The 17647-nt window shown below is 60.1% G+C and carries 15 protein-coding genes; 7 read left to right on the plus strand and 8 right to left on the minus strand.

Annotation, left to right across the window (positions count from 1 at the left end; all coding sequences use genetic code 11):
- Positions 1-266 precede the first annotated feature (266 nt).
- Positions 267-938, plus strand: a complete 672-nt coding sequence (locus tag F560_RS0108375; protein WP_019005273.1) for a PDDEXK family nuclease — start codon at positions 267-269, stop codon at positions 936-938.
- A 285-nt stretch (positions 939-1223) separates the two neighbouring features.
- Here F560_RS0108375 and pyk read toward each other — a convergent pair whose 3' ends face one another.
- Complete coding sequence (gene pyk, locus F560_RS0108380) at positions 1224-2639, minus strand: pyruvate kinase (RefSeq protein ID WP_019005274.1); 1416 nt, start codon at positions 2637-2639, stop codon at positions 1224-1226.
- 104 nt (positions 2640-2743) lie between these two features.
- Here pyk and F560_RS0108385 point away from each other — a divergent pair, with 104 nt between their 5' ends.
- Positions 2744-3526, plus strand: coding sequence for a helix-turn-helix domain-containing protein (locus tag F560_RS0108385; protein ID WP_019005275.1), 783 nt, complete (start codon positions 2744-2746; stop codon positions 3524-3526).
- A 52-nt stretch (positions 3527-3578) separates the two neighbouring features.
- Here the strand turns inward: F560_RS0108385 and rpiA are convergent, their stop codons facing one another.
- A complete protein-coding gene (gene rpiA / locus F560_RS0108390) occupies positions 3579-4253 on the minus strand; it encodes a ribose-5-phosphate isomerase RpiA (RefSeq protein ID WP_019005276.1) in 675 nt (224 codons plus the stop codon).
- 110 nt (positions 4254-4363) lie between these two features.
- Positions 4364-7222 (minus strand): excinuclease ABC subunit UvrA, encoded by a 2859-nt coding sequence (uvrA, locus tag F560_RS0108400; RefSeq protein ID WP_026298168.1) that lies wholly within the window; start codon positions 7220-7222, stop codon positions 4364-4366.
- 249 nt (positions 7223-7471) lie between these two features.
- Here uvrA and F560_RS0108405 point away from each other — a divergent pair, with 249 nt between their 5' ends.
- On the plus strand, positions 7472-8005 hold the full coding sequence (locus tag F560_RS0108405; RefSeq protein WP_019005279.1) for a GNAT family N-acetyltransferase: 534 nt from the start codon (positions 7472-7474) through the stop codon (positions 8003-8005).
- A gap of 137 nt (positions 8006-8142) precedes the next feature.
- On the opposite strand, the gene uvrB is transcribed toward F560_RS0108405, so the two are convergent.
- Entirely contained in the window at positions 8143-10143 is a 2001-nt protein-coding gene (gene uvrB, locus F560_RS0108410) for an excinuclease ABC subunit UvrB (protein ID WP_019005280.1), read from the minus strand.
- A 201-nt stretch (positions 10144-10344) separates the two neighbouring features.
- Between uvrB and F560_RS0108415 the strand changes: the two genes are divergently transcribed.
- The 4 genes from F560_RS0108415 to F560_RS0108430 all read left to right on the plus strand — a co-directional run bounded on the left by F560_RS0108415 (position 10345) and on the right by F560_RS0108430 (position 13707).
- A complete protein-coding gene (locus F560_RS0108415; RefSeq protein WP_026298170.1) occupies positions 10345-11406 on the plus strand; it encodes an SPFH domain-containing protein in 1062 nt (353 codons plus the stop codon).
- A 6-nt stretch (positions 11407-11412) separates the two neighbouring features.
- Positions 11413-12522: a primosomal protein N' gene (locus F560_RS0108420; RefSeq protein ID WP_019005281.1), complete on the plus strand. Its 1110-nt coding sequence runs from the start codon at positions 11413-11415 to the stop codon at positions 12520-12522.
- 232 nt (positions 12523-12754) lie between these two features.
- Positions 12755-13030, plus strand: coding sequence for an autorepressor SdpR family transcription factor (locus F560_RS0108425; RefSeq protein WP_019005282.1), 276 nt, complete (start codon positions 12755-12757; stop codon positions 13028-13030).
- Positions 13027-13707, plus strand: coding sequence for an SdpI family protein (locus F560_RS0108430; RefSeq protein ID WP_019005283.1), 681 nt, complete (start codon positions 13027-13029; stop codon positions 13705-13707). The genes F560_RS0108425 and F560_RS0108430 overlap by 4 nt, the downstream gene beginning before the upstream one ends.
- On the opposite strand, the gene F560_RS0108435 is transcribed toward F560_RS0108430, so the two are convergent.
- The 4 genes from F560_RS0108435 to F560_RS0108450 form a co-directional block, all read right to left on the minus strand.
- Positions 13704-14021, minus strand: coding sequence for a DMT family transporter (locus F560_RS0108435; protein ID WP_019005284.1), 318 nt, complete (start codon positions 14019-14021; stop codon positions 13704-13706). The two genes, F560_RS0108430 and F560_RS0108435, sit on opposite strands and share 4 nt — an antisense overlap.
- Complete coding sequence (locus F560_RS0108440) at positions 14021-14365, minus strand: DMT family transporter (protein ID WP_019005285.1); 345 nt, start codon at positions 14363-14365, stop codon at positions 14021-14023. Before F560_RS0108440 ends, F560_RS0108435 begins: the two co-directional genes overlap by 1 nt.
- A gap of 170 nt (positions 14366-14535) precedes the next feature.
- Positions 14536-16026 carry a PDZ domain-containing protein gene (locus F560_RS22825; RefSeq protein WP_019005286.1) on the minus strand — a complete coding sequence of 497 codons (1491 nt, stop codon included), beginning with the start codon at positions 16024-16026 and terminating at the stop codon, positions 14536-14538.
- A gap of 62 nt (positions 16027-16088) precedes the next feature.
- Positions 16089-17570 (minus strand): S41 family peptidase, encoded by a 1482-nt coding sequence (locus F560_RS0108450; protein WP_019005287.1) that lies wholly within the window; start codon positions 17568-17570, stop codon positions 16089-16091.
- Positions 17571-17647 lie beyond the last annotated feature (77 nt).

The raw sequence follows: 17647 nt of genomic DNA on the forward strand, positions 1-17647 counted from the left end.
ACAGTGCCAGCAAAGCCCGATAGGTCTGCACCAGAAGAAGAAGATCTGCGTCGCAACCTCCGGAACCGACGATTTCACGCGCCAGCAACCGAATGTGTCCAAATAAACGTAGCACGATACAACAGCATTCCCCCCGGGAAACGCAACGTGTCCCGAATTGCTCCTTGTCCGCATCGCGCCTGAACGGTATACTGAGGTTAAGACGAAGAACGTCCCGAAGCCTGCGAAGGTTTGGGGACGTTTCTTTTTTAGGAGGAATGGAAACGATGGCAAACTTCGATCAGGCGCTTCAGGCATTTATGGAATGGCATGCATCCCGTCGCCAAGGGGAACGTAGAGGGCGATTGCGAAGAGGAAACCGGTATGCCGAGGAATTGTTTCTCCGAAACGTGTGGTGGCCGCTGTTCGGACACTTTGACCACTTGCACCCGGAATACGAAGTATACGATTGGAACCGCAAGTCCCAATTTCTCGACTTTGCCTTCCTTCCTCCTTTCGGCCGATTCGGCATCGAATGCGACGGCTTCCAGGCGCACGTTAAAGATATGGATCGCGAAAAATTCAGCTACAGCCTGAACCGCGACAACTTTTTGACGGGGCTTGGATGGAAAATGCTCCATTTCTCCTTTGACGATGTGCAAACCCGCCCCGAAGTTTGCCGCACGCTTCTGCAGCTTGCAATCGGACAAAATATGCTTCGTTTCTCTAACGGAGAATCGGCTGCTTCTTATATGGAAAAGGAAATCCTTCATTTCGCCTGGAGGCTCGGGCGCCCGGTGCGTCCCAAAGACGTGTCCGAACAATTCGAGCTGGACTTTCGGACCGCCCGTAAGCATTTGCGCGCTATGTGCGCTAAAGGCATGCTCCGCCCCGCATCCAAAGGGAATACGGTCCGCTACTACGAGTTGGATGAAATGTCGCTCGAGCGTCTGCTATAAACCGTCCGCAAGCCGGACACCGCGAACGGTTGGAAAAAGAGCTAAGCCGCCAAGTCAAACAACTGCCCGCTGCCATCGGCTAGCCCTGTCGGACCGCCGTTGCGGGGCCATAGCCGCCAAGCTCTTGCGGACGCAAACAAAACCGCTCGCCATCCTTGTCCGGAGCGCACCCGTTTTAGCGGAGATGATTCAGAAAAAGAACAAAAAAGCCCCCGGAACACCGCAACAAAGGCGGCGCCCGGAGACCGTATTCTTTTCGCCGTATATGATTAAGGGCCTAAAACATTAAACCTGCTGAACCTTAATCAGGTTGGTCGTACCGGATTGGCCGAACGGCACGCCGGCGGAGATGACGATCGTGTCGCCCGACTGCACAAGACCCGTCTTCAGCGCGCCGCGTACAGCGGAATCGAACAATTCGTCGGTTGTCGTCACGGGTTCCCCTTTGACCGGGATCACGCCCGACAGCAGGCTCATCTTCGACAGCACTTCCTCATGCTGCGAAATCGCGATGATCGGCGCCTTCGGCCGATACTTGGATACCATGCGCGCGGTAAAGCCGCTTTCCGTTGCGGTGACAATGGCTGCGGCATTCAGCTCAAGGGAAGCGCTGACCGCGCTCTGGCTGACGATCTCCGTCGTGTTGGTCGCGTGGTGGGCGATTTTCTTGAGGAACTGTTCCTTGTAATCGATCATGCCCTCCGCTTTTTTGGCGATCGTCGCCATCGTCCGGACGGATTGGACGGGATACTTCCCGGCGGCCGACTCGCCGGACAGCATGACCACGTCCGCTCCCTGCAGCACCGCGTTGGATACGTCGCTAACCTCGGCTCTTGTCGGCCGCGGGTTGACCTGCATCGACTCCAGCATGTGCGTGGCGACGATAACCGGCTTGCCGGCGAGGTTGCACTTCTCGATCATTTCCCTTTGAATAAGCGGCACTTCTTCAATCGGCACTTCTACGCCCAGGTCGCCGCGGGCAACCATGATGCCGTCGGACGCCTCGATAATCGCGTCGAGATTCGCCACGCCCTCTTCGTTCTCGATTTTGGAAATAATCTGAACGTGTCCGGCGCCGTTCTCTTCCAAAATGCGGCGGATTTCCAAAATATCCTCGGCCTTGCGGACGAAGGATGCGGCGATCATCTCGACGCCATGCTGAAGCCCGAAATAAATATGCTGCACGTCCCGCTCCGTCACCCCGGGAAGCGACGTCTTGATGCCGGGCAGGTTGACGCCTTTTCGCGGCTTCAACGTCCCGCCGTTTACGATCGTACAGCGGATTTCCGTTCCTTCCACCGCCCGCACCGTCAGTTCGACAAGCCCGTCGTCGATCAAAATCCGGTCGCCCGGCTTGACGTCTTTCGGCAGATCCGGATAGTTCACCGGCAGGCGGGACGCATCCCCCAGCACATCCTCCGTCGTCAATACCAGCTCTTCGCCGGCTTTCAGCTCGCACGACGCTTCCTTCAGCTTGCCGATCCGCACCTCCGGACCTTTGATGTCCATCATGATCGGAACAAACGTGTTCAGTTCCCGGGCGGCCTGACGAATTTTCGCGATGCGCCCGGCATGGTCTTCCAGCTCTCCGTGAGCCATATTTAAACGGGCAACCGTCATTCCCGCCAAAATCATTTCCTTCAAAATGCCTACGTCCTCGCACGCGGGTCCCATGGTACAAATGATTTTCGTTTTGCGCATGTCCAGTCCTCCTCGTCTTACGTCTATTTTACGACGAAAAAACGGAAGGAACTATGAAATATAGTATAATGAATGCAATATAGTACGATACGGGAGAGAAAAGAATGGTAGAAATCGCGGAAGTCCGCCAGGACAGCGGATTTGACTGGTATCAGGAAGGGAACGCGGACCGGGAAACCTATTATCTCGGCCTGGCAACGTACGGCAAATGCCTCTATAGAGCCGATCGGGACAAATACATCTTGGAAAAAGGAGAGCTTCTTCTCATTCCGCCGCATATCCCGTTTTACGGCAAAAGCATCCCTTCCGTGCTGCATACCAAATTCGGCCTTCTGTTCAAGGCATCAAGTGCGCGCTCCGCCCTTCCCATCCTGAACCTGCAAAAACCGCTCAAGCTGAAACTGGGCGGCTACGATCTGATCCACGAACGCATCAAAGCCGCATGGAACCAGTGGCAGGAGCGGCCGCCCTACTACCGGACGATGGCGGAAGCGCTGATGACGGAAGCGCTCGTCTATGCCAACCGCGAATGGGACCGGGGCGCCATCCCGGCGGAGAAGCTGCGCCATGTGGAGAACATGAAGCAGTACATTCAAAAGCACCACCGGGAAAAAGTAACGAAGCGGGAACTGGGCGAAGCGATTCAAAAAACCCCCAACTATGCGGCGGCGCTGTTCCGGTCCGTCACCGGGCAGACCATCAGCGAATACGTGCACGGCCAGCGGATCAAGACCGCCATCTACATGCTGACCGAATCCCGGCTTTCCATCAGCGAAATAGCGGCTTTCGTCGGCTACAGCGACGTTTCTTATTTCCATCGCCTGTTCAAGCGGATGACCGGAAAGTCGCCTTCCGAATTTACGGACGAGCGGCCGCCGACCCCATAACGGCGGCGTTTCGGGATCATCCCCGCAGCGGGGAAACGGCACGGGCCGGGGACTAAGCGTTTAAGACTTCGACCGTGCCGTCGCGATGGCCGATGAAGACCGCCGAGGTCATGCGCACGAACAGGCCGTTTTCCACGACGCCCGGAATTTGGTTCAGCAGCACGGTCAGCCTTTCCGGGTCCGCGATGGAACCGAACCGGCAGTCGGCAATATAGTTGCCGTTGTCCGTCCGGTAAGGCTGCTCGCCATCGAGGCGAATGGCGGGTTTGCAGCCCAGTTCCTTGAGCCGGTTAAGCGTCAGCCGCGTCGCAAACGGAACGATCTCAACCGGAAGGGGAAATCGCCCCAGCGTCTCCACCCGTTTGGACTCGTCGGCCACGATCAGGAGCTTGCCGCTGCTTGAGGCAAGCACTTTTTCCCGCAGCAGCGCGCCTCCCCCGCCTTTGATCAAATGAAACTCGGGACCGATCTCGTCCGCCCCGTCGATCGTCACGTCGATCCGGTCGATTTCCTCGATGCCGATGAGCGGGATGCCCCACTCGGCCGCCAAACGTTCGGAGCGCACGGAGCTTGCGACGGCCTTGATGTCGAGCCCTTCCCGCACGCGCTCCGCGATTCGTTTGATCGCCCAATAGGCGGTCGAACCGGTGCCCAGTCCGACGATCATGCCGTCCTCCAGCCATTCCACCGCTTTTTCCGCCGCCAGTTTTTTCATGTTCGGTTCCATCCGTTTACGCCCCCTGTTCGTTCTCCTGCGCCAAAGCAAAAAAAAACCGCGCGATGCGCAAGAAGACGAAGCCGCTCCGGCAAGAGCGCTCCGTCTTCATTCTGTTCCGCTTATACTTTTGCCATCGCCGCTTCGGTGCGCGCGCGGTCCCGTTCCAAAATCGGGGCGAGGTACTTGCCCGTGTACGAATTTGGATTGGCCGCAAGCTCCTCCGGCGTGCCTGTGCCGACGATGGTTCCGCCTCCGCTGCCGCCTTCCGGGCCGAGGTCGATCAAATAGTCCGCCGTCTTGATGACGTCGAGATTGTGTTCGATGACCAGCACGGTCTCGCCGGAGTCGACCAGCCGCTGCAGCACCTGCAGCAGGCGGGCGATGTCGTCGGCGTGCAAGCCTGTCGTCGGCTCGTCGAGAATGTACAGCGTCTTCCCGGTGCTGCGGCGGTACAGCTCGGCCGCCAGCTTCACCCGCTGCGCTTCCCCGCCGGACATCGTGGTGGACGGCTGACCCAGCGTCATATAGCCCAATCCCACGTCAAGCAGCGTTTGCAGCTTGCGGTGAATACGGGGAATGTTCTGGAAAAACACCGTTGCGTCCTCGATCGTCATCTCCAGCACTTCGGAAATGTTTTTCCCTTTATATTTGACTTCCAGCGTCTCGCGGTTGTAGCGTTTGCCCTTGCAGACCTCGCACGGAACGTATACGTCCGGCAGGAAGTGCATCTCGATCTTGATGATGCCGTCGCCTTTGCAGGCTTCGCAGCGTCCTCCCTTGACGTTGAAGCTGAAACGGCCTTTCTTGTAGCCGCGGACTTTGGCTTCGTTCGTCATGGCGAAGACGTCGCGGATGTCGTCGAACAGCCCGGTGTACGTCGCCGGATTGGAACGGGGCGTGCGGCCGATCGGCGACTGGTCGATGTCGATGACCTTCTCCAGATGCTCGAGCCCTTTCAGTTCCTTGAACTCTCCCGGACGCGTCTTCGCCTTGTTCAGATCGCGGGCAAGCGCCTTGTATAAAATCTCGTTGACCAGCGTCGACTTGCCGGAACCGGACACACCGGTCACGGCCGTGAACACGCCCAGCGGGATTTTGACGTTCAGGTTTTTCAGGTTGTTGGCCTTTGCGCCCCTGATTTCCAGCCAATTGCCGTTCGGCTTGCGCCGCTCCAGCGGCACGGGAATGAACTTGCGCCCGCTCAGGTACGCCCCGGTCAACGATTTCTCGTTGGCCATCACTTCCTGCGGCGTCCCCTGGGCGACCACGGTCCCCCCGTGAATGCCCGCTCCCGGCCCGATATCGATCAGATAATCCGCCGCCAGCATCGTGTCCTCGTCGTGCTCGACCACGATGAGCGTATTGCCAAGATCCCGCATATGCTCCAGCGCCTTGATGAGCCGGTCGTTATCGCGCTGGTGAAGGCCGATGCTCGGTTCGTCGAGAATGTAGAGGACGCCCATCAGGCTGGAACCGATCTGCGTCGCCAGCCGGATGCGCTGCGCCTCGCCCCCCGACAGCGTGCCCGCCGCACGCGACAGCGTCAGGTAATCGAGCCCCACGTTCACGAGAAAGCCGAGCCTGCTGTTGATTTCTTTCAAAATCAAATTCGCGATCGCTTTCTCCTTGTCGTTCAGCTTCAGCTCGGAGAAAAACGACTGCGCCTCCCCGATCGACAGCGAAGTCACGTAGGAGATGTTTTTCCCGCCGACCGTAACCGCGAGCGACTCCTTCCGCAAACGGTGGCCTTTGCAGGTTTCGCAAGGCCTGGAGCTCATATACTGCTCGACGAACTCGCGGATGAAATCGGACGCCGTCTCGCGGTAACGCCGCTCCAGATTGTTGACGATCCCTTCGAAGGGAACCATGGCGTCGCGCGTATGGCCGAACTCGTTCTCGTAGCGGAAACGGATCTTCTCCCCGCCGGTTCCGTACAGGATCATGTTCATCTGCCGGTCGCTGAGCTCGGAGACGGGAACGTCCATCGGAATGCCGTAATGCGCGCAGACCGCCGCCAGAAATTGCGGGTAGTACGTGGAGGCGCCGCCCGCCCAGGCGTCGAACGCGCCCTCTTCGATGCTCTTGGTGCGGTCGGGCACGAGCAGGTCCGGGTCGACGACCATCTTGACGCCCAAGCCGTCGCAATCGGGACAAGCCCCGAAGGGCGAGTTGAACGAGAACATCCGCGGCGTCAGCTCGTCCATGGAGAACCCGCAAATCGGGCAAGCGAGCTTGGAGCTGAACATCAGCTCCTCCTTGTCGATGACGTCCACGATGACCTTGCCGTCCGCCAGCTTCAGCGCCGTCTCCAGCGAATCCGCCAGCCGGGCCGCCACATCCTCCTTGATGACGATGCGGTCGACGACCACTTCGATGGAATGCTTCTTGTTTTTCTCCAGTTCGATCTTCTCGGCCAGATCGCGGATTTCCCCGTTTACGCGCACGCGGACAAAACCCTGCTTCTGCACGTCGGCCAGCAGCTTGCTGTGCTCGCCTTTGCGCCCGGATACGACAGGCGCGAGAATCTGCAGGCGGGTGCGCTCGGGATATTCCATAATGCGGTCGACCATTTGCTCCACCGTTTGCGAGGCGATCTCCACGCCGTGCGTCGGGCAATGCGGCCGGCCGATCCGCGCGTACAACAACCGCAAATAGTCGTAAATCTCGGTGACGGTCCCGACCGTCGAACGCGGGTTGCGGCTGGTTGTCTTCTGGTCGATGGAAATGGCCGGCGACAGCCCTTCGATCGAATCGACGTCCGGTTTGTCCATCTGGCCCAAAAACTGGCGGGCGTACGCGGACAGGGATTCCACGTAGCGCCGCTGTCCTTCCGCGTAGATGGTGTCGAACGCCAGCGAGGATTTGCCGGAGCCGCTAAGCCCCGTCAGCACGACAAACTTGTCCCTGGGAATGGTCACGTCAATATTTTTTAAATTGTGGGCGCGAGCGCCCTTAATGACGATATTCTCGTTGGCCAACGATTTAGCCCCTTTCGCTTTACGGGCAAGGCGGGGCTTCGCAATCGCCCACAGTTGTCCGTACATAAGAATATGTGTTCCCATTTATTATAGCGAAGCCGGAATTAGGATGCAAATGGAAATGAAAACCTTGCCGCGTCTGTTTTTTTGCCATTATCGCTTCGGAAAATGCCGCCGGTTGTCCGGCGCGGGGGAGCGCGGTACAATCAGAACAGGTTGATTGGAGTCGGACGGAAGGGACGTGGAAACGTGGAGAATCCCGGAACGTTGGAGATTGCGTTTGCCCGGCTGGAAGATTTGCCGGCCATTGTCGACATTTACAACAGCACGATCGCGGGAAGAAGAGCAACCGCCGATCTGGAGCCGGTTACGGTGGAAAGCCGGCTGCCATGGTTCAAGGCGCATACGCCGGACCGCCGGCCGCTGTGGGTGGCCAAGCAAGGGGAAACCGTCGTCGGTTGGGCGAGTCTGAGCGACTTCTACGGCCGCCCCGCTTATAACGGAACGGCGGAAATCAGCATTTACGTAAGCGAGGCCTGCCGCGGCTCCGGGGTGGGCAGCCTGCTGGTGGAGCATGCGATCGCGGAGTGCCCGAGGCTTGGCGTGAACACGCTGCTCGGCTTCGTCTTCGCGCACAACGAGCCCAGCCTGCGCTTGCTGCGCAAGTTCGGCTTCGAAGCCTGGGGCCATTATCCGAAGGTAGCCGTGCTCGACGGGGTCGAGCGCGATCTGACGGTGCTGGGCAAGCGCTTGGGGGGACCGGTCCCGCCGGCAATCGGTTAGTGGATGGACCGAAGGCTTACCTGGAATTTCGGCCTGTATGGACGCCTCGAATCCGCCCCGAATCCGCCCCGATAACCGGGGCGATTCGCAGTCCCTCCCTATTCGCTTTGCCTTTCCCCGCTGCGTTCCCTTTCGGCCTACATCTCGGCCTTCAGTTCCAGCAAGGCGTCGCGCAGCTCCGCGGCGCGCTCGAACTGCAGGTTTTTGGCCGCCTCCTTCATCTCCGCTTCCAGTCGCTGAATCACCGCCTGGCGCTCTTTCTTCGACATCTTGTCCACGCCCTTGACGCCGGCCAGATAGGAGCTCTTCTGCTCCGCCACTTTGGTCGCCTCGATCACGTCGCGCACTTTCTTGCGGATCGTTTGCGGCGTGATGCCGTGCTTCTCGTTGTAAGCCAACTGGATTTTGCGGCGGCGCTCGGTTTCGGAAATGGCCTTTTCCATCGATTCCGTAATCTTGTCGGCGTACATGATGACGCGTCCCTCGGCATTGCGCGCCGCGCGCCCGATCGTCTGGATGAGCGACCGCTCCGCCCGCAGAAAGCCTTCTTTGTCCGCGTCCAATATCGCCACCAGCGAAACCTCCGGCAGGTCAAGGCCCTCCCGCAGCAGGTTGATGCCGACCAGCACGTCGAACTCGCCGAGCCGCAGATCGCGCAAAATCGCCATCCGCTCCAGCGTTTTGATGTCGGAGTGCAGATAGCGCACCTTGATGCCGACTTCCTTCAAATAGTCGGTCAAATCCTCCGCCATCTTCTTCGTCAGCGTCGTCACCAGCACGCGTTCGTCCTTGGCGATGCGCGCCCGGATCTCGCCCAGCAAATCGTCGATCTGCCCCTTGGTCGGACGAACCTCGATGACCGGGTCGACAAGCCCCGTAGGACGAATGATCTGCTCGACCACCGTCGGACACTTCTCCAGCTCGTACGGCCCGGGCGTCGCGGATACGTAGATCAGCTGATTCGCCTTTTGCTCGAACTCCTCGAATTTAAGCGGCCGGTTGTCCTTGGCCGACGGAAGACGGAAGCCGTGTTCGACGAGAACGTCTTTGCGCGCCTGGTCCCCGTTGTACATGGCCCGGATCTGCGGCAGCGTCACGTGGGATTCGTCGATGACGATGAGGAAGTCCTTGGGGAAAAAGTCCAGCAGCGTATAGGGCGTAGACCCCCGCTCGCGGAACGTCAGCGGCCCCGAGTAGTTCTCGATCCCGGAGCAGAAGCCCATCTCCGCCATCATCTCCAGATCGTAGCGCGTCCGCTGCTCGAGCCGCTGCGCTTCCAGCAGCTTGCCGGCCGCGCGCAGTTCGGCCAGCCTCTCCTCCAGCTCCCGCTCGATGTTGACGAGCGCCAGCTTCATCTTCTCCTCGGCGGTCACAAAGTGGGTCGCCGGGAAAATCGCGACGTGCTCGCGTTCGCCCACGATCTCGCCCGTCAGCGTATCGATCTCGGTAATCCGCTCGATCTCGTCGCCGAACAGCTCGACCCGGATCGCCCGGTCGCTTCGCGAAACCGGGAAAATCTCGATGACGTCTCCCCGCACCCGGAACGTCCCGCGGACGAAGTTGATATCGTTGCGCTGATACTGAATGTCGACCAGCTTGCGGAGAATTTCGTTCCGCGGCCGCTCCATGCCGACCCGCAGGCTCAGCCGCAAATCGCGGTATTCCTCCGGCGAACCCAAGCCGTAAATGCAGGAAACGCTCGCCACGATAATGACGTCCCTGCGCTCGAACAGCGCCGAGGTCGCTGAGTGGCGCAGCTTGTCGATCTCGTCGTTGATGCTCGAGTCCTTCTCGATGTACGTGTCGGTAGACGGAATATACGCTTCCGGCTGATAGTAATCGTAATAGCTGACAAAATATTCGACCGCATTGTCCGGAAAAAACTCTTTAAACTCGCTGCACAGCTGGGCGGCCAGCGTTTTGTTGTGGGCGATGACCAGCGTGGGCCGGTTCGCCCGGGCAATCGTATGGGCAATCGTAAACGTCTTGCCTGTTCCTGTCGCACCCAGCAGCGTCTGATGCTTGACGCCGGCTTCGAGACCCTCCACAAGCTTCCGGATCGCTTCCGGCTGATCCCCTTGCGGCTCGTATTCGGACACGACCCGGAACCGCCCGTCTTTCGGCGAAGAATCCGCCATCGCAGGTACACCCCCATATGTTCCGAAACAGAATATGTGTTCCCGTACCATTATAAAGGTTTCGTTTTCCCCCGTCAAAACCGCCCTCCCTTGGTTCGTTCGCCGCCGGTTTCGCCAATCGAAGGACGATAGGCAAATCCGGTATTCAGGATCAGGAATTGTAAAGTATAATAGGTTTATGGGAATAAAGGAGGCCGGAGCATGGGGCTTTTTTCGTTTTTTCGGGGTCAATTTGTCGAAGTCGTTGAATGGCGGGAAGACACGAACGCGATGGTGTACCGTTTCCCCGCATACGATAGCGCGATCAAGATGGGGGCGAAGCTGATCGTTCGCGAAGGGCAGGCCGCCGTCTTCGTCAACGAGGGGCAGCTGGCGGACGTGTACGGGCCGGGCACCTATACGCTGAATACGCAAAACATGCCGCTGTTGACCGCCCTGAAGTCCTGGAAGCACAAGTTCGACTCCCCTTTCAAGGCGGACGTCTACTTCGTCAATATGACGAACTATACCAACCAGAAATGGGGCACGGCCAATCCGGTCATCATGCGGGATGCGGAATTCGGGCTCGTCCGGATTCGCGGCTTCGGCAGCTACTCGTTCCGGGTGAAAGATCCGGCGCTGTTCCTCCGCGAGATTTTCGGCATGAGAGAAGAGTTTACGGCCGAAGGAATAACCGCGCACCTGAAATCGGCGATCGTCTCCGGCATCAGCGACTTGCTGGCCGAATCGAACATTCCGGTGGCCGACCTTGCTTCCAGCTACGAGGAGCTTGGGCTTAGCGCCGCCGAACGGCTGCAAAAGCATTTCGAAGCGATGGGACTGGCGCTGTCGTCGCTGACGATCGAAAACATCTCGCTCCCCGAAGAAGTGGAAAAAGCGATTGACCGCCGCTCGTCGATGAGCATTGCCGGCAATCTCGAGCGGTATACCCGGTACCAGGCGGCGGAAGCGATTCGCGAAGCCGCGGGCGGCGCGGAATCGGCGATGGCCGCCGGCGCCGGGCTCGGAGCCGGGATGGCCATGGGGCAAATGCTGCAGCAAGCGCTGAACCCGTCGCCTCAGCCGCACCATTCCGGCGCGGCGGATGCCGCCGGCGTGGAGCCCGACGCCGCCTGCGGCGAATGCGGGCACCGGCTGAAGCCGGCGGAGAAATTTTGCCCGCAGTGCGGTACGGCGCGTCCCTACGCCCGCTTCTGTTCGGAATGCGGCGAGCCGGTCGCCGCAAGCGCCAAATTCTGCTCCGCCTGCGGAACGAAGGTGTAGCCGGCGATGACAGTGGAAGCGAAAGCAAAAGCGGAGCCGACCGGGTTCCCCTGCCCGGCATGCGGCGGGTCGTTGGCCTTCGATTCGGAAAGCCAAAATCTGAAGTGCCGGTATTGCGGGCGGGAAGAAACGATCGAGCATTTGCTGGAAACGCCGGCCGAGCATGCGCTTGATCTAAACGACGGGCAAGACGACGAGCGACTGGACTGGGGACTTGCGCAGCAAGCGATCCGCTGCGAAAGCTGCGGCGGCGAAACCCTCATTCCGGCGCACCGGACCGCGGGGGAATGCGCGTTTTGCGGATCGCCGAAGGTCCTCGCGCAAGACGATGCGAGAAGCATACGCCCCGAATCGGTCATCCCCTTCCAAATCTCCAAGGAAGAAGCCGCCGCCTCGTTCAAAAAGTGGAAGCGCAAGCGCTGGTTCGTGCCGAACGCGTTCAAACGGCGGGACGTCCGCTCCGAGCTGACCGGCATTTACATCCCCTTCTGGACGTACGATGCCGATACGGTTTCCGCGTACCGCGCGGAACGGGGAGACTATCACTACCGGACGGAAACGCGCACGCGCGTCGTCGACGGGAAGACGGAGACCTATACCGAGACCGTTCGCTATACGGTGTGGCGATGGACCCGCGGCACTTACGGCCGCGCGTTTGACGACATCCTCGTTCCGGCATCGAAACAGCATGAGGGCAAACTGCTGGAACGCCTCTCCCGCTTCGATCTGAGCCGGCTTGTCGGCTATCGGCCGGAATATTTGAGCGGCTTTATCGCGGAGCGCTACACCGTTTCCCGCAGCGAAGGCTGGAGATCGGCGCAGGAACGGATGGACGATCAGCTTCGGCGCGAAATCATCCGGGAAATCGGCGGGGACGAGGTGCGGAATTTAAGCATCTATACCGCCTATTCCTCCGTAACGTACAAACACATTCTGCTCCCGGTCTGGAATGCCAGCTATACGTACAAAAACAAGCTTTACCGCTACATGGTCAACGGACAAACCGGGCTCGTCACGGGCCGCGTCCCCCGCAGCCCCGTCAAAATCGCCCTGTTTGTTCTGTTCTGCCTGACGATCGCGCTTTTGGCTTTATATCTATTGGGATCGACCGAGTAGCGCCGCCGCGCCGCAGGAAGAGGAAAGATGCTGTCCCACAAGTAGCCAAAACAACTGCGGGGCGCTTTTTTGTTGAGGGCAATAAGCAACTGCAACTCCGCCCGGCCGGTCCGACGAGCCGAATGTCCGATCTCTTGCTTTTGGCGCCGGAATCGGTTATTCTTTATTTAGACAATTGACTAAATATCAAAATTAAACCCGGCATTGAACGGAAAGAAGGAGGTTCTTCCCTGTGAACGACGCGTTTAAGGCGCTGTCCGATCCCACTCGCCGGCAGATCATCCAGCTGCTGAAGGAACGCGATTTGTCCGCCGGGGAGATTGCCGAGCATTTCAACATTTCCAAGCCAAGCATCTCGCACCACCTGAACATTCTGAAACACGCGCATCTCATTCAGGATGTCCGGCACGGACAAAACATCATTTATTCACTCAACCTGACCGTCGTGCAGGAAACGCTGAACTGGTTTCTCAACCTGATCGGCACGAAAGGAGACGATGAAACATGACGCAACAGCCGCAAAACGAAACCAACAAGAAATGGACCAAAGACATATGGGCATTGCTCATCGTCAATTTCGCCATTTTCGCAGCCGCCTTTCTGGTCTTCGACCGTCAATTGCCCGACGTCATGCCTTCCCACTTCGACATGAACGGCAATCAGGACGGGTCGATGCCGAAGTGGCAATTCTGGCTTTTCTACGGCGGCTTGGGCGTACTGCTCCCGCCCGCGGTCGCCGCCATGCGCTTTATCGATCCCCGCAAAGAGAACTATGCCCGTTTCGAAGGCTTCTACAAGCTGTTGCGCTGGGTGATCAGCCTGTTTCTGCAAGGTTTGTTCATCACGATCATCCTTCACGGCCTGGGCCATTCCATCCCCGTCCACAAAGTGATCGCAGGCGCGCTCGGGGTGCTGTGGGTTGTCATCGGTAACCGGATGGGGCAAGTGCGCAGCAACTTCTTTATCGGCATCCGCACCCCTTGGACGCTCGTCGACGAAAACAACTGGAACCGGACGCACCGGCTGGCTGCCAAGCTGTGGGTGCTCGCGGGATTGATCATGTTCGTCATGGCCTGGTTTGCGACCGGGACCTGGGTTACCGTTCTCATTTTGGTTTGCGTACTGGGCAGCTCGATCGTGCCGGTGGTTTACTCCTACCTTCTGCATCGGCGCGCGAACCCTTAATGGCCGAGCAGCTTTAAACCGACCGCGGCGGAAATGACGAGAGCCAGGAAAAAGATCCGGCGAAGCTGGCGCGACTCCCCGTAGAAGATCATTCCGATCAGCGTCGCGCCGACCGATCCGATCGCGGTCCAGACCGCATAGGCCGTGCCCATGGAAAGGGACTTCATCGCCATGCTGAGCAACATAAAGCTGGCGGCAAAGCCGAGAATCATGATCAGAAACGACCTCGTGTCGCGCCGCTTGTTCAGCAGGTTAAGCCCGGTGACGCCGACCACCTCGCCGAGACCCGCCAGAATCAGCCATACCCATGCCATTACGAATCCGCCTCCTTCTCCTGCTCCGGATGTCCAGTCGTCATCTTCAAGCCGGCGATCCCGATCACCATCAGGATGACAAGCGCTAGCTTCCCGGCATCCAGCTCCACGCCAAAGAAGATCGATTCGCATAGCACCGTTCCGGCCGCCCCGATGCCGGTGAAGACCGCATAAGCCGTGCCGACAGGCAAGGCGCGGGATACGGCCATCAGGCCTGCGAAGCTCAGCCCGATCGCGATCACGGTCAGCAGCCACGTCAGCCAGCCGTCGGCATACTTAAGGCCCGTTACCCAGCCGACCTCGCAAATCCCGGCTCCTACGAGCAACAGCCAGTATCGATTCATATCCAATGTCCTCCTTCAATTCGAGTCTAGACTTTGTCGCCGTATGCCGTTCCATTCGAAAAAGCGCAAAAAAACCGGGAGCGCGCGCATGGCGTCCGAAGAACCGGCGGCTTGCGCCGCCGCAGCCTTTCGGTGATGCACGCGAAACTCCCGGGTACATGAGAAGGATATCAGGACAACGGCTTTCTTGACCGCCTCGGCGGCAAACCGGCTTCTTCCGGCGCCGGATTGGCGCTTGTGCCCAAGCCGGACGATGCCGCCGCGCGTTCTTCGGCCAAGCGGCCCGCCTCCGGCTCCGCGGCTTCGATGCCCGCCGCAGCCGCAGCCAATTCCCCGGACGCGCCGGAAGCTTCTCTCAGCGCTTCGTCTGGGCGCGCGGCGTGCGCCGGTTCCGCGCCCCTGCGGCGCCTCGCGCCCGCCTGCCGAAGCCCCCGCCAAATCGAGGCCGAGCGGGGAGCGGCGACGACGTCGGCGTCCTCGTCCGGGGCCAAAATGATCCCGAGCTGATAATGTTCCCCGGCGTAACGGGCGCGCTGAACGAATTTCACATGGCCTTCGCGGTTGACGACTTCCAGCTTCGAGAACGCCGACTGCAGCTGCAGCGCATCGTGCAACTGTTCTTTCGTCCGGACCTTCATGCCGTTCACCCGCGTGATCCGCTCGCCCGCCTGCAGTCCCATCTCCGCAGCCGGGGTGCCCGGAAGCGTCGCCAGCACCGTCAGCCCTCGGCCGTCCTGCGCGTAGACCGGCTGACGGCCGCTTTCCCGCCAGCGGCCGAGCAGCAGCACGCCTTCGTGCATCGCGAAGGCGCCGAGCGCCGCAACGGGCGCGAGCGGCTCCCAGAAGGCGGCTCCCGCCGCCAGCACGGCCACCGCGAGGCCATACAGCATGAGCGTATTGCCGGATTCGCGAGCCTTGTCTTCGGGCCACCGCGTCTTCGTCCGATCGGTAAAGCCGATCAACACCGGGAAAGCCAGCAGACTCCATCCGGCCGCGTCCGAACTCGAGAACAGCGGGGTCCAGGGCAGCGCCAATCCGTCCGTCCCTCCCGCCGGAACCAGCCACAGCAGCGGAACCGGCCATAGGCCGGACAGCGAGTAAGCGCCGATCGGCTTGCCTCTTTTTCCTTCGAGAAACAACGGCACCGCCTGCTTCGCTCCTTGCAGCCGAACGAGCGCGCCTTCCGCCACATGCAGCAGGCCGGCCAAAAACAGCAAGCCCGGCACGTCGATTTGAAGCAGCGCCCGAATAGCTGGGCCCGCCGCACCCGCCGCATCGCCGCTCCACCCCGTCCAGGACAGAACGGCCTGAACGAGGCCGAGCGCGCCCGCGGCATAGGCCAGGCAAATATATCGAAGCCGAAACAGCGCAAGAACCGCCATCGCGAGCCAGACGCACAGCAGCGTCTCGTTCGTCAGTTGCGCCCCCGCGCCCAATCCGATCAGGGAAAGGCAAAGACCCGCGCCCAAACCGGCCAGCGTCCGGCTGATCAGCAGCGAAAGCGATCCGTACATCCGGACATGAAACATTTGGCGCTGGAGCACGACGCTGTTCCGCGCATGCCACCAGGCAAACAGAACCGCTATATAGAAATAAGGCAACGTAAACAAGCCCGCTGCGGCGCGTCCCGCTTCCCGCAGCCAGTCAAGATAAGGGTCCATCCCTTTCCGTCCCCTTTCGCACGGTATCCGTATCTACATTCGACGGGGGAGACGAAATTCCTTTAGCCGATTTTTTCCGCCATCCGCAGCGCAATGTCATGCGCCGCCGACCACTGCGCATCCCGAGCCGGATCCTGAAGCGCCATGAAAAACGCCTCCTCCAGCCGTTCCGCCGTCCGCTCGTCGACTATTCCGGTTTCCGGCAGCTTAGCCGCTTGCTGAAACCGTTTGACGGCCTCCTCCGTCGCCTTGCTGTAATAGCCGTCCGTCCGGTCGGCCGCAACGCCGACGCCTTCGAGCATCAGTTGCAGGTTCCGAACGTCTTCGCCCGTCTCGTCCGGCTTCAGGACGCGGTCTCGGGGCAGGCGGGAAGCGGAAAAATAGTCCGGCTGGCTCACGGCGACGTCCGGCGCGAGGCCCTTGGCGTCGATCCAGCTGCCGTCGGGCAGCAGCCACTTGGATACGGTCAGCTTCACCAGGCTCCCGTCGTCCAGCCCTTTTTCGAAGCTGATCTGCACCGTTCCTTTCCCGTAGGTCGTCTCCCCGAGAAGCGCCGCCCCGGCCGACTGCTTGAGCGCGCCGGCCAGGATTTCCGCAGCGCTGGCGCTTCCCTTGTCGATGAGCACGACAATCGGATACGGCTTCACCGTCCGCAAGCTTCCTTCCGAAAGCTCGGTCTTCCGGTTTCCGTTCCCGTCCTCCGTGATAACGACCGGCTTTCCGCTCGGAACGAACAGCTCGGCCACTTCAACCGCCGTCTGCATAACCCCGCCCGGATTGCCGCGCAGATCGACGACCAGCGCCTTCATCCCCCGGCCTTCCATCTCCGTCAAGGCTTCGACCGCTTTTTTCGCGGTATCGAACGAGAACTGGACAATCCGCAGCTTGCCGACGCCGTCGCCGCCGAGTTCCCCGACCGCCGTCGCCTCCGCAATGCGGTCGCGGACAAGCTCCAGCTCGAGCGTCTTGTCCGCACCCGGACGCTGCACCCGCAGCTTGGCTTTCGTGCCTTTGGGCCCGCGGATCTTGGCGACGGCTTCGCGCAGGCTCAGTCCCTCCAGAGAAGTTCCGTTCACGGACAGCAAAATATCCTTCGCCTGAAGGCCGGCCCGCTCCGCCGGAGTGCCTTCCAGAACCTGACGGACGACAACCTCGCCGTCCTGAACCTCGAGCCTTGCGCCGATGCCGGTGAACGTCCCTTCGACAGCGTCGGTAAATCGGTCGGCTTCATCCCGCGTCATGTAGACGGAATACGGGTCGCCAAGCGCCCCCACCATTCCCCGGATCGCTCCGTCCAGCAGCTCTTCCCGGTTTACCGGGCGCATATATTGCTGCTCGATCAACGCATAAACGCGACGCAGCTTGTCGAGCTCCTTCTCCGTGAAACCGCCTGAAACGCCGCCCTCGGAAGCGCCTGCGGCGAGACCGGAAGAGGACGGACGGAAGGTTTTTCCGGAAGCGTTCAGAATGCCGATCGTCGCGACGCACGCCAGCAGCGCCGTGCATGCGGCAATGGCCAACACCGTGCGGCCCCGAAACACCATCGTCCCCACCCTCTTTCGTTCATCTTCATATTCCTATGACCTGAACGTTCGGCTTATCCCGGCGCGAAGCCGCCCGC

Origin of the sequence: Cohnella laeviribosi DSM 21336, from assembly GCF_000378425.1 — a bacterium.
GTDB classification, from domain to species: domain Bacteria; phylum Bacillota; class Bacilli; order Paenibacillales; family Paenibacillaceae; genus Cohnella; species Cohnella laeviribosi.

Excerpts from the sequence above, each read along its gene's own strand:
- F560_RS22825 (WP_019005286.1), bottom strand. The coding sequence starts at position 16,026 with ATGGACCCTTATCTTGACTGGCTGCGGGAAGCGGGACGCGCCGCAGCG.
- F560_RS0108435 (WP_019005284.1), bottom strand. The coding sequence starts at position 14,021 with ATGGCATGGGTATGGCTGATTCTGGCGGGTCTCGGCGAGGTGGTCGGC.
- F560_RS0108420 (WP_019005281.1), top strand. The coding sequence starts at position 11,413 with ATGACAGTGGAAGCGAAAGCAAAAGCGGAGCCGACCGGGTTCCCCTGC.
- F560_RS0108440 (WP_019005285.1), bottom strand. The coding sequence starts at position 14,365 with ATGAATCGATACTGGCTGTTGCTCGTAGGAGCCGGGATTTGCGAGGTC.
- rpiA (WP_019005276.1), bottom strand. The coding sequence starts at position 4,253 with ATGGAACCGAACATGAAAAAACTGGCGGCGGAAAAAGCGGTGGAATGG.
- F560_RS0108450 (WP_019005287.1), bottom strand. The coding sequence starts at position 17,570 with ATGGTGTTTCGGGGCCGCACGGTGTTGGCCATTGCCGCATGCACGGCG.
- F560_RS0108385 (WP_019005275.1), top strand. The coding sequence starts at position 2,744 with ATGGTAGAAATCGCGGAAGTCCGCCAGGACAGCGGATTTGACTGGTAT.
- F560_RS0108375 (WP_019005273.1), top strand. The coding sequence starts at position 267 with ATGGCAAACTTCGATCAGGCGCTTCAGGCATTTATGGAATGGCATGCA.
- uvrB (WP_019005280.1), bottom strand. The coding sequence starts at position 10,143 with ATGGCGGATTCTTCGCCGAAAGACGGGCGGTTCCGGGTCGTGTCCGAA.
- pyk (WP_019005274.1), bottom strand. The coding sequence starts at position 2,639 with ATGCGCAAAACGAAAATCATTTGTACCATGGGACCCGCGTGCGAGGAC.
- F560_RS0108430 (WP_019005283.1), top strand. The coding sequence starts at position 13,027 with ATGACGCAACAGCCGCAAAACGAAACCAACAAGAAATGGACCAAAGAC.
- F560_RS0108415 (WP_026298170.1), top strand. The coding sequence starts at position 10,345 with ATGGGGCTTTTTTCGTTTTTTCGGGGTCAATTTGTCGAAGTCGTTGAA.